General features: G+C 64.5%; 9 protein-coding genes and 1 pseudogene. 3 read left to right on the top strand and 7 right to left on the bottom strand.

Annotated features, from left to right (window positions below; translation table 11 throughout):
• From MFF34_RS12875 to MFF34_RS12865, 3 genes are all read left to right on the top strand, one after another.
• Positions 1-1,152: a carboxylate-amine ligase gene (locus tag MFF34_RS12875; protein WP_238214345.1), complete on the top strand. Its 1,152-nt coding sequence runs from the start codon at positions 1-3 to the stop codon at positions 1,150-1,152.
• A gap of 46 nt (positions 1,153-1,198) precedes the next feature.
• Positions 1,199-1,780 carry a nucleosidase gene (locus tag MFF34_RS12870; protein ID WP_027593205.1) on the top strand — a complete coding sequence of 194 codons (582 nt, stop codon included), beginning with the start codon at positions 1,199-1,201 and terminating at the stop codon, positions 1,778-1,780.
• A 111-nt stretch (positions 1,781-1,891) separates the two neighbouring features.
• Positions 1,892-2,734 carry a Ku protein gene (locus MFF34_RS12865; RefSeq protein WP_099429364.1) on the top strand — a complete coding sequence of 281 codons (843 nt, stop codon included), beginning with the start codon at positions 1,892-1,894 and terminating at the stop codon, positions 2,732-2,734.
• Between the two features lie 58 nt (positions 2,735-2,792).
• Here MFF34_RS12865 and MFF34_RS12860 read toward each other — a convergent pair whose 3' ends face one another.
• From MFF34_RS12860 to MFF34_RS12830, 7 genes and pseudogenes are all read right to left on the bottom strand, one after another.
• Complete coding sequence (locus MFF34_RS12860) at positions 2,793-3,455, bottom strand: glycosyltransferase family 2 protein (RefSeq protein ID WP_238214342.1); 663 nt, start codon at positions 3,453-3,455, stop codon at positions 2,793-2,795.
• The gene (locus MFF34_RS12855; RefSeq protein ID WP_238214340.1) at positions 3,452-4,051 is read right to left on the bottom strand and encodes a bifunctional 2-polyprenyl-6-hydroxyphenol methylase/3-demethylubiquinol 3-O-methyltransferase UbiG; all 600 of its coding nucleotides are present in this window, start codon (positions 4,049-4,051) and stop codon (positions 3,452-3,454) included. The genes MFF34_RS12860 and MFF34_RS12855 overlap by 4 nt, the downstream gene beginning before the upstream one ends.
• Before the next feature lie 11 nt (positions 4,052-4,062).
• On the bottom strand, positions 4,063-4,812 hold the full coding sequence (locus MFF34_RS12850) for a PIG-L deacetylase family protein (RefSeq protein WP_238214338.1): 750 nt from the start codon (positions 4,810-4,812) through the stop codon (positions 4,063-4,065).
• Positions 4,809-5,852 (bottom strand): acyl-CoA dehydrogenase family protein, encoded by a 1,044-nt coding sequence (locus MFF34_RS12845; protein WP_238214335.1) that lies wholly within the window; start codon positions 5,850-5,852, stop codon positions 4,809-4,811. The genes MFF34_RS12850 and MFF34_RS12845 overlap by 4 nt, the downstream gene beginning before the upstream one ends.
• Positions 5,852-8,344, bottom strand: coding sequence for a DNA ligase D (ligD, locus tag MFF34_RS12840; RefSeq protein WP_238214333.1), 2,493 nt, complete (start codon positions 8,342-8,344; stop codon positions 5,852-5,854). The genes MFF34_RS12845 and ligD overlap by 1 nt, the downstream gene beginning before the upstream one ends.
• Before the next feature lie 113 nt (positions 8,345-8,457).
• A pseudogene (locus MFF34_RS12835) lies at positions 8,458-10,037 on the bottom strand (aldehyde dehydrogenase (NADP(+))).
• Positions 10,038-10,081: 44 nt separating this feature from the next.
• On the bottom strand, positions 10,082-11,635 hold the full coding sequence (locus MFF34_RS12830; protein ID WP_238214331.1) for a UxaA family hydrolase: 1,554 nt from the start codon (positions 11,633-11,635) through the stop codon (positions 10,082-10,084).
• Positions 11,636-11,652 lie beyond the last annotated feature (17 nt).

Here is an 11,652-nt window from a genome sequence, read left to right as displayed (position 1 = left end):
ATGCCGCGGCCTTGCACGTTCGGCATCGAAGAGGAGTATTTGTTGGTGGACCTTGCCACCGGCAAAGTCCCAGCGATGCCTGCGCCCACCCTGGCAAGGCACTGCCGAGAGGCAGTGGGGCCGTACTTTGTGCAGGAGATGTTCCGCAGCCAGATAGAAGTCGCCTCGCCGGTGTTTTCGAACCTGTACCAGGCACGGGAATTCTTCGTGCATGCGCGGCAGCGGCTGACCGACGTGCTGGCGGCGCAGGGTATGGGCCTGTATGGCGCAGCCAGCCACCCCAATGCACCTTGGTTACGGCATAAGCCGGCAGCCTCGGCACACTACCGCCAGCTGTTCGACGACTACCGGCATGTGGCACGGCGCAGCCTGCTCAACGGTTTGCACGTGCACGTAGGCGTACCGGCTGACTGCGATCGCATGCAACTGATCAATCGCCTGGTGCCCTGGTTGCCGTTGCTGCTGGTGCTCAGCACATCGTCACCCTTATGGCTGGGCCAGGCGACCGGCTACATGAGCTACCGGCGGGTCATTTGTGGCGAATGGCCGCACATGGGGCTGCCAGAGCCACTAGCTGATTGGCCCGCCTACGAGCGCTACCGAGCCTTGCTGCAGCGCACCGGCTCATTGGCAGAAAAGGGCGATTTCTGGTGGGCGATCAGGCCTTCGCAGCGCTTTCCAACAGTCGAGTTGCGTATCTGCGATGGTTGCCCTCGCCTTGAGGACGCATTGAGCATTGCCGGCGTGTTTCGCCACTTGGTCGAGCACAGCCTGCAGCCAAGGCATGAACGTAGCCCCTTCAACCGCGAGCTGCGCTGGGTCGCACAGGAAAACTACTGGCGAGCCATGCGCTATGGGCGCCATGGCCAATTCATCGGTGCCGATGCGCAGCAGCCGGTCACGGCGCAAGGCTGGCTTGGGCAGTTGCAGGGCCAGTTTCCGGTCGACACTGTCGACGCCGAACGCGCCTTCCAGCATGCCCAGGGCATTCTGCGCGAGGGCACCAGCGCGGACCGGCAATTGCACTGCTTCGAGCGCGCTTACGCCGATGGTCAAAGCGCAGCACACGCTTTACAGGCCGTGGTCGAGCAGGTGGTGACGCAAGGACACGCTGCATTGCCAACGGCTGGGGTTGCAATTAGACAGGGTTGACCGAAAATGGCCGCGCCCTTTGCAGCCACTCGGAACGTCCTGCGCCATGATGCTGATCAAGCAATTTCCCCAGATCACCCCGACCGACACGCTTTTTGTCTTCGCCCTCGAGGCAGAGGCGGGCACTGTGTTTGCCGATGTGAACACCGTGTTCACCGGCATCGGCAAGGTCAATGCCGCCATCGCCCTGACCAAGGCCATTGCCCAGCGCAAGCCCAAGTTGATCGTCAATCTGGGCTCTGCCGGCAGCCAACGCTATGGCAAGGGCGAGGTGGTGTGCTGTACCCGTTTCGTGCAGCGCGACATGGACGTCACGCCATTGGGCTTCGCCCGCTACGAGACGCCGCTGTCTGACATCCCGGTGCTGCTGGAACACGGCGAGGAAATCCCCGGGCTCGCCCTGGGTACCTGCGGCAGTGGTGACAGTTTCGAAGTCAGTCACGGCGAGGCACCTTACGACATCGTCGATATGGAAGCCTATGTGCTGGCCCTGATCGCCCGTGACGAAGGCATTCCGTTCGTCTGCCTCAAGTACATTTCAGACGATGCCGGCAGCGACGCGGCAGACGACTGGTCGGTGCAGGTGCACCTGGCCGCCGAAGCCTTCAAGCGTGTGTTGTTCAGCTAAAAAAGCGGCGCTGCCCGCCGCAGGGCAGCCTGACTAAACCTTCCCGGCGCGCCGCAGTCACTTCCAGTAGAAGCCCCGATAGACGCGGGGCCTGGCGGGAGGTGATTAACGATGGCTAGGGCAATCTGGAAAGGCGCGATCAGCTTTGGGCTGGTGCACATCCCTGTCTCGCTCAATACCGCGGTGCGCACCGAGCGGGTGGATTTCGACTGGCTCGACAAACGCAGCATGGAGCCGGTCGGGTACAAGCGGGTCAACAAGGTTACAGGCAAGGAAATCGACAAGGAGCACATCGTCAAAGGTGTGGAGTATGAAAAAGGCCGCTATGTGGTGATCAGCGAGGAGGAGATCCGCACAGCCCGGCCTGAAGCCACCCAGACCATAGATATTTTCTCGTTCGTCGATGCCGGCGAAATCCCCCTTCAGCATTTCGATACCCCGTATTACCTGGCCCCCGACCGCCGTGGCGGCAAGGTTTACGCGCTGCTGCGCGAAACCCTGGCGAGTACCGGCAAGGTGGCCTTGGCCACGGTGGTGTTACATACCCGTCAGCACCTGACGCTGCTGCGCCCGCTGGACGATGCACTGGTGATGATCACCTTGCGCTGGCCAGAGGAAGTGCGAGGGCTGGAGACGCTGGAACTGGACAAGAGCGTGACCGACACCAAGGTAGACAAGCGTGAACTGGACATGGCCAAGCGGCTGGTGGAGGACATGAGCGGGCCGTGGCAGCCGGATGAATACCACGATGCGTTCCGCCAGACGATCATGGACCTGGTGGAAGAGAAGGCCAGTAAAGGCAAGATCAGCGTGGTCGAGAAGGGCGAGGGCGGCAGTGCGGAGAAAAGTGCCGACATCATCGACCTTACCGAGTTGCTCAAGCGCAGTTTGGGGGGCAAGGGTGGGGCTACTGGCAAGAAGAAGCCTGCCAAGCGGACCCGGAAGGCTTCTTGATCTTTCCATCTATGTATCGGCAGCCCACTCTCACAAAGGATCTCTATAAGCCTGCGATTCAGGAGGGGGCTGCTTCAAGGCCTGCCAGAAAATCCCCAAACCCTTCCCGGGCGCGGCTGTCGCGTCGGCTGCTGGTCGCCACGCTGTGCCGTGCCGTCCAGGAAATCTGCGCACCGTGCGCCTCCAGGTCGCGCACCAGTTGTACGTCTTCATGGGCCGGCAACGGCTGGAACCCCCCGATACGCAAATACGCCTGCGCACTGACCCCAAGGTTGGCGCCGTGGATATGCCGGTGCCCCTCTCGCGCCTGGTAATGGCTCAGGTACAACCGGCGCAACGCGGCTTTCTGCCAGGGCTGCCAGCGCTCCACATGCACGGTGCCACAGACCACGTCCGCACCACACGCCAGTTGCGACAGCAACCAATGCGGCGGCACCTGGCTGTCGGCATCGGTACAGGCCAGCCAGCTGGCGCCCTGTTCGATCATCTGTGCCGCGCCGGCACTGCGCGCCATGCCAACATTGCCTGCGTGCACTTCCAGTGTCTGCACCTGGTGCCGCCTGGCAACCGCCGCACTACCATCGCTGCAGCGGTCCAGCACCACCAGTATTTCGACCCGATAGCCCGCCAACTCAGCCTGGCGTGCAGCCGCCCGTACGGACTTGAGGCAACGACCCAGGCGGCGCGCTTCGTTGTGGGCGGGTATGACCACGGCAATCATGGGCAGGTCTCGTCAAGGTCGACCACGCTGGGCTGGCAAGACCAGTACTCGAGCAGAAAGTCCGCTTCTTCATGGCGATAGACGGGGTACAGCGGCAGATGCTTGCCCAGCATGCGATGCACTTCACGCCCGTCCTGGGGGCAGCCCGCGATCGGGTGTTTCCAGTGGCAGGCCAGCAGACCGCCGTCGTCGCTGAGGCTGGCGGCTGACTGTTCGATCACTTGCAACCAATCGGTGGGATCAAGGTAGTAACCCAGCTCACTCAGCACGATCAGGTCAAAGCGCCCACCGGGCCAATCACCCGGAAGCCTGCCGAGTTCGACCGAGGCGTGGCTGACCCCGGCCAAGCGTTCCCGCGCCAGGCCGACGGCAGTTGGGTTCAAGTCCTGGCACAACAGGTCGGCACACCGCTCGGCCAGCAGAGCGCTCAGCTCGCCATTGGCGCACGCAGGCTCGAACACGCGCTCATAGCATTGGCTGGGCAGGCTGGCCATGACCAGCTCGCGTTTGCGCTTTTCGTACCAGCGGGTGCGAAAGGCCCAAGGGTCTTCGCTGCTGGCGTACAGGTCGGCGAAATACTGCGCGTCAAGGCTCATGTCAACTCCCTTTACAAGAACACCAATTCGAAAGGCTGTAGCAGGCACTCCTGCAAGTTCGCTGGCAGCACGGGCGGTTGGCCTTCATCTGGCTCGAGTTGGCTGGTGTGCGCGGCCAAGGCCTTGCGCTTGCGGGCCAGGCGGGTTTCATCCAGCTGCACGCGATGAGCCCGTGGCCAGGGCAGGCGAGGGTCGTCCGGTTGCGCCCAGTGCCAGGCCCAGACCGGCACCTCCACCAGTTGCACCTTGCGCGCCATTGCCGCTTGCGCGGCGGCCCTGCCCACCGCCTCGTGGTCGCAGTGGCCGTCGTTGCGCCAGGTCGCCATCAGCACGTCGTCAGGCTTGAGCAACTGGCTCAGGTGGTTGACCAGAAAGGCCTCGTCGCGCGGCAGCGCGCCGTCCTTGAGGTGCAACCTGCGCCAGTCCAGCCGGTTGAGGTCAAGTTCGAGCTGTTGCAGGGCGTGGCGGCTCTCCAGCGGCCGCTGCCTGCGCAAGCGGTGCTCGGTCCAGTGGCTGGAGCCTGGATGGCTGCCCTCGCCATCGGTAGCGGAGACCAACACCAGGTCGTCCTCGCGCCCATGAAAGCCTGCCAGCAAACCACCCGCCATTAGTATTTCGTCATCCGGGTGCGGGGCGATCAGTACAAGCCGGCGGCCAGGCGGGCACAGTTGCCCTGGGTCGATCCAGGTGGCCCTGGCCAGGTGCGCGGCGTGCTGCCAGGCCGACCAGGGGGTACCGCTACTCGACTCGATCAAATTCATAGTTGCCAGGCTCCTGCCGGCAGGGTAGCCAGCTGCTGTCCGAGGGCGGCCAGGTCACGCTCGGCGTGGCTCTGGCGCAGGAACACCGGCAAGTCGGCACTCAACCGGGCAAAGTGGCTGCTGCGGCAAAACGGCGAGGCGCCCAAGGCGCGCCCCACGTGATGGATCACGTGCTCGACGGCCTGCTCGACCTGTGCGCGGGTACGCCGCACTTCGAAACGGGCGTCTGCGCCCGGCTGGCGGTCGATCCAGCCCGCACACTCGCGCAGTGCCGCCCTGGCACCGCACAAGGCGGCGTCCACAGCCCCCAAGTGCGCGTCGGCGTGCGGGTCTGGTCGCGGGTTGCGACAGTGTTCGCGCAGGTAGTCCGCCAGGGCCTCGGCGCCGCCGTACCAGCACGCCGCGATACCCCCGCCACCGTGCCAAAAGCCGGGTCTGGAGAGGTACTGCCCGGGCCGGCCGATGGCGATACCAGGCGTATGGTTAAACTCGACCTCGACGCTCGCGGTAATGGCCATGCCGACAGCCTGCCACTGTTCAATACGCAAGCCTTGGCTAGGGTGGGACAGTTCTATGGCCACCAGCTGCGGTTGGTCGTCTTCGCCCCATGCCGTGATCAGGGCGCGGTCAATTTGCAAGGCGCCCGAGCACCACGCCTTGCGGCCCGAAAGCCGCACCTGCTCGCCCTGGCGCTCGACGATACGTGCGCGGGCATCTGGCGGCTCCGCCGCCCATACACCCCAGATGCCGTCCTGCGCATGGTGCGCGGCGCCACATTCGGCCAAGATCGCCAAGGCATCGGTGTGGCCTTCGTAGAGCTTGGCCAAAGCCATGTCACAGCCGGCAATGCGGGCCAGGCTCTGCCAGCGGCGCAGCGTGTTGCCCTGGCCGGGCAGGGGCAGCAGGTCAAGGTGGTCGGCCTGCAGCGCCTGCATCAGCGCTGGCAGTTGGGTATCGAGGTTCAGCGCCTGCGGCCTTTCGGTGAAGGTGCGCAACAGGCGGTCGAGGGTGTTCAAATCAAAGTCCTGAATGATGCTCATCAGCCCAGCCCTAGCTGTTTGCGCATGCGCGCAGTGATCGATTGACGGGTCTTGCCCATGTCGGCCCAGGGGTCGTCCACCTCGGCCAGGCGCTCGTGCAGGTTGCCGATGTGCCATTGGTTGGCACCCTTGAGCTGGGCCAGCTCTTCACGCCAGATCGGCACGGACACCGGCAGGCCCTCCCGCGCACGCAAGGAGTAGGCACAGGCGGTGGTGGCGCCTTTGCCATTGCGCAGATAGTCGATGAAAATGCGCCCGACTCGGTTTTTCGGCCCCGATACTGCGCTGAGGCGATCGGGGAACAGGTTGGCCAGGTAGTCGACGATCGCATGGCTGAAGTCCTTCACCTCGTCCCAGCCCGCTTTTCGGGTCAGCGGCACAACAATGTGAATGCCCTTGCCACCACTGGTCTTCAGAAACACCTTCAGGCCAAGTTCGTCGAGCAGGGTCAAGGTCAGCTGCGTGGCCTCCAGCATGGCCTTCCAGGGCAGCGCCGGGTCCGGGTCTAGGTCGAGCACGAAGCGGTCCGGTTTGTCGAAGTCCTTGTCGGTGGCGTTCCAGGTGTGCAGTTCGAGCATGTTCATCTGCACCGCGCCCAGCAGGGTATCGGCGCGGTTGATGACCATGGCGGCCTGGCCGGCCTGTTTCTTGTCGTAGCTGACCACGTTGGGGATGTGCAGTTGGCCAGCGTTTTTCTGGAAGAACAACTCGCCACCGAGGCCATCGGGCGCGCGTACCAGCGCCACGGGGCGGTTTTTAAGCTGGGGCAGGATCCATTCGCTCACCTGCGCATAGTATTCGGCGACTTGGCGTTTGGTGGTGGCGCGGGTGGCGTCGATGACGCGGTCAGGGTGGGTCAGGCGCAGTTCGCCCAACGCCTCGGGCTTGTGCTGAGCCTTGGTTTTAGCCACGGACTTGCCAGGCATGGCGTGCTCCAGGTCGATCGCGGTCGCGAGTTTGTCATCACGCAGGCCGTGGAACACCGCATGGCGCACCACGCCGTCTCGGGTCATCTGTGCGTAGGCGACTTCGGCCAGCAACGTCGGCTTGAGCCAGTGCACGCCCCGGGCTTCGGCGCCGGTCGGCGGCTTGCTCAGCATCGGCTTGGGGGTTTCCAACGGTTTGAGTCGCGCATGAATGGTTTCCAGGGTGGCAGCACTGAACCCTGTACCGACTTTGCCGGCATAGCGCAGCGCGCCGCTGTCGTCGTGCACGGCCAGCAGCAAGGCGCCAAAAGCGCTGCGGCTGCCCTTGGGGTCGGTGTAGCCGACAATCACGAACTCCTGGCGTTGCTGGCACTTGAGCTTGACCCAGTCGGCGCTGCGGCGCCCGGTGTAAGGGCTGTCGGCGCGTTTGCCGATCAGGCCTTCCAGGTTCATGCGGCAGGCGCTGTCGAGCAGGGAGTCGACCGGCTGATCGAAACCTTCGGAAAATCTCAACCACTGCGAGTCGGCCTGTTCAAGCAACTGCTGCAGGGTTTTGCGCCGCGCTTGCAGCGGTAACTGGCGTAGGTCCTCGCCGCCCAGGAAGGGCAGGTCGAACAGGTAGTAGAGGATGTGCTGATCGTCCTCCACGTCAAAGGCGTTCTGCAGGGCCTGGAAGTCGGCCACGCCGTGTTCGTCATTAATCACCATCTCGCCGTCCAACCAGGCCGCGTCGAGGCCCAGCGTGCGCAGTGCATCTCGCTGATGGGGCAGCTTGGCGCTCCAGTCGTGGCCATTGCGGGTAAAAAAACGCACGTCATCGCCGTCGATGCGCGCAAGAATCCGGTAGCCATCGAACTTGACCTCGTACAGCCAGTCGCCAGCGGGCGGCGAGTCGACCAAGGTGGCCAGTTGCGGTTGCAGCGTGTCAGGTAAGGGGGCGTTCTGTGCGCCTGCCTTGCGTTTGCGGGTACGCGGCGCCGCTTTTTCGGCAGGCTTGCTACGCCTGGGGACCAGGGTGCGCTCGCTGAGCACGCTGTCGGGCTGGGCCTCGACGATGCTGTAATCGGCCTCGCTACGGGCTTCGCCATCGTGCGACTTGACCAGCATCCATTGTTCTTTCTTGCCCGCCAGGTGGGTGCGGAACAGGTTCCAGACACCATTGAGCTTCTCGCCTTGCAGGCGAAAGCGCAGTTTGCCCTTGGCGTAGGCCTGCTGCGCATCACCTTCAGGCTCCCAAATGCCACGGTCCCAGACGATCACATCGCCCGCGCCGTAATGGCCTTCGGGGATATTGCCCTCGAAATCGGCGTAGTCCAACGGGTGATCCTCCACATGCACGGCCAAGCGCCGCACCTTCGGGTCCAGCGACGGGCCCTTGGGGATGGCCCAGCTCTTGAGCGTGCCGTCGAGCTCCAGGCGGAAGTCGTAGTGCAGGTGGCTGGCGTCGTGCTTCTGGATGCAGAACTGCAGGGCATGGGGCTTCCGGCCCCGGCCACGTTTACCGCTCGGCTCGGGCGTGGCATTGAAGTCACGCTTGCGCTGGTATTCCTGCAGGGGCTTGGCCATGGCGGGGTCCTGAAGAATCGCGGGGGCTCTTCAGGTGGGAGAGGGTGCGGTGAGGGGAGTTCAAAATTTCCCCCCGCCGAGCGCCTGACGGCTCGACGGGGGCACAAGGCCATCTAGCAGCTTGAACGGCTGCCCTCACCATCGACAAGGCGCCAGATACCCAGCGGATTGGCGTTCTGCAACGCAAGGGGCAGCATCGCATCAGGGTAGTTCTGGAAGCACACTGGCCGCAGGAAGCGATCGATCGCCAGCGACCCAACCGAGGTCCGCGGGCGTCCGAGGTGGCAGGGTATGGGCCGCCGTGGACCATCGCATCGCACACCTCGACGCCGGTGGGGTAGCCGTTGAACAACACGCGGCCGACCTTGTCCTGGAGCAATTCACTCAACCAGCTGAAGCCTGTCAGTTCTGCTGCTTCGCCAATGATCGTGGCGGTCAGTTGCCCGCGCAGGGCGTGCACGGCGGCGCTCAGTTGCGCCTGATCTGCAACTTCAATGACCAGGGTCGCGGGCCCAAACACTTCTTCCTGCAGCAGCGGGTCGCCGTTCAGCAGCAGGCTGACATCGGCCTTGAACAGTTGCGGCTGCGCCTGCCGCTCGCCTTGCTCGGCGCCGGCCAAGTGGGTGATGCCGGGGTGCGCGTGCAAGTGCTGCAGCCCCTGGCGGTAGCTGGCCAGGGTGCCGGCGTTGAGCATGGTCTGGGCGCCTTGCTCGGCCATATGTGCTTGCAGGTGCTCGACAAAATGGCTGAATGCAGCAGAGCGCATGCCCAGCACCAAGCCTGGGTTGGTGCAGAACTGGCCACAGCCCAGGGTCACGGACGCGGCGAGCTCGCGGGCCAGTGCAGCGCCTCGCTGAGCCAGCGCTTCAGGCAGCAGGATCACCGGGTTGATGCTGGACATCTCAGCAAACACCGGGATCGGCTGCGCCCGCTCCGCAGCCATGCGCATCAGCGCGTTACCGCCCTTGAGCGAGCCGGTGAAACCGACCGCCTGGATGGCCGGGTGCTTGACCAGCCACTCGCCGACGCCCGCACCATAGACCATGTTGAAGACGCCCGCCGGCATGCCACTGCGCGCCGCGGCACGCAAGATGGCATCCGCTACACCTTCAGCGGTGGCCATGTGGCCGCTGTGCGCCTTGAACACCACCGGGCAACCGGCGGCCAGGGCCGATGCGGTATCGCCGCCTGCGGTCGAGAACGCCAGCGGGAAGTTGCTGGCCCCGAACACGGCAACCGGGCCCACCCCGATACGGTACTGGCGTATGTCCGGGCGCGGCAGCGGCTGGCGCTGCGCCTGCGCGCGGTCAATGCGGGCGCCGTAAAAATCACCCCGGCGCAGCACCGTGGCGAACAGGCGCATCTGGCCGCTGGTGCGGGCACGTTCCCCCTGGATTCGGCCGGCGGGCAGGGCCGTTTCCCGGCATACCGTGGCGATGAAGGCGTCACCCAGTGCATCGAGTTCGTCGGCAATCGCCTCCAGAAACACTGCACGTTGCTCGGCCGGCAGGTTGCGGTAGGCCGGGAAGGCCGCGGCAGCAGCCGTTGCGGCCGCATCCACTTCAGCTTCGGTGGCTTGGCTGAATGCGCCGGGCAGCGCTTCGCCAGTGCTGGCATCCAGGCTCTTGAGCAGCGTATTGCCTTGCGCCGAGCGCTGGCCGCCGATGTAATTGTGACCAAGGATCTGGGTCATGAGGGCTCCGATAAACGTTAAGGCAGGTACATCAAGGCAAGCAGTCAGGTAATGGCGCCGATCTGCCACGGCACGAACTCGTTCTGCCCGTAGCCATGCTGTTCGCTCTTGCTGCGCTCCCCCGAGGCGATGCGCAGCATCATCTGGTAGATGTGCTCGCCGCGCTCTTCGATGGTCATGCTGCCGTCGGCAATGCCGCCGCAGTTGACGTCCATGTCGTCTTCCTGGGTTTCCCACAGCCGCGTGTTGGTCGCCAGCTTGATGGACGGCGAGGGCGCACAGCCGTAGGCGGAACCGCGGCCGGTGGTGAAGGCGATCAAGTTGGCACCCCCGGCGACTTGGCCAGTGGCCGAGATCGGGTCATAACCGGGGGTGTCCATGAACACCAGGCCATGGGCGCGCACCGGCTCTGCGTATTCGTACACATCCACCAGGTCACTGGAGCCGGCCTTGGCGACCGCACCCAGTGATTTTTCCAGGATGGTGGTCAAGCCACCGGCCTTGTTCCCGGCAGAGGGGTTGTTGTTCAGCTCGGCGCCCATGCGCTGGCAATAGGCTTCCCACCACTGGATGCGGGCGATCAGCTTTTCACCAACCTGCTGGCTTACGGCGCGGCGCGTCAGCAAGTGCTCGGCACCGTAGATTTCGGGGGTTTCCGACAGGATCGCGGTACCGCCTGCGGCTACCAGCCGGTCCACGGCATTGCCCAGCGCAGGGTTGGCGGTGATGCCCGAGTAGCCGTCCGAGCCCCCGCATTGCAGGCCCACGGTGAGGTGGCGCACGCTGACTGGCTGGCGCTCGACCTGGTTGGCTTCGGCGAGCAACGCCTTGACCTGGGCAATGCCGCTGGCGATGGTCTTGCTGGTGCCACCGGTGCCCTGGATGGTGAAGGTGCGCAGGGTATGGCTGCTTTGCAACCCTTGGGCGGCGAGCAGCTCAGGGATCTGGTTGGTTTCGCAACCCAGGCCGATCAGCAGCACCGAGGCGAAGTTGGCATGCACGGCATAGCCGCCCAAGGTCCGGCGCAGCATGGCCAAGGCCTCGCCAGAGGGGTCGACGGCGCAACCGACGCCGTGGGTCAGGGCCACCACGCCGTCAACGTTCGGGCACGGCGCCAACGCTTCGGGGTGAATGTCACGGCGAAAATGGTCGGCGATTGCCCGGGCCACGGTGGCCGAGCAGTTCACCGAGGTGAGGATGCCGACATAGTTGCGCGTGGCGACCCGGCCATCGGCCCGGACGATACCCCTGAAGGTATCGTCGCTGGGCGCCTGCACGCCACGGGCATCGACGCCAAAGGCGTAGTCGCGGGCAAAGTCACCCATTGCCAGGTTATGCACGTGCACATGCTCGCCTGCGGTGATGGCCTGGCTGGCGAAGCCGATGATCTGCCCGTAGCGGCGCAGCGGCTGGCCGGCCGCAATGTCGCGCGCCGCCACCTTGTGCCCGGCAGGGATTGGCTGGCGAACGGTGATACCCTCGTCCAGCAGCAACCCTTCGGGCAGGGCCTGGCGGGCGATGAGCACGTCGTCGAGCGGGTTGAGACGGATCACGGCGTGGGCAGCGCGTTCACTGCCTGTTGTTGTAATGAGTTGCATGACAGTTACCTCAATAG

It is taken from the genome of Pseudomonas sp. PAGU 2196 (assembly GCF_022179005.1).
Lineage (GTDB): Bacteria > Pseudomonadota > Gammaproteobacteria > Pseudomonadales > Pseudomonadaceae > Aquipseudomonas > Aquipseudomonas kermanshahensis.
The sequence above is the reverse complement of the archived record's forward strand: the minus strand, read 5'-3'. Positions and strand labels throughout refer to the sequence as shown.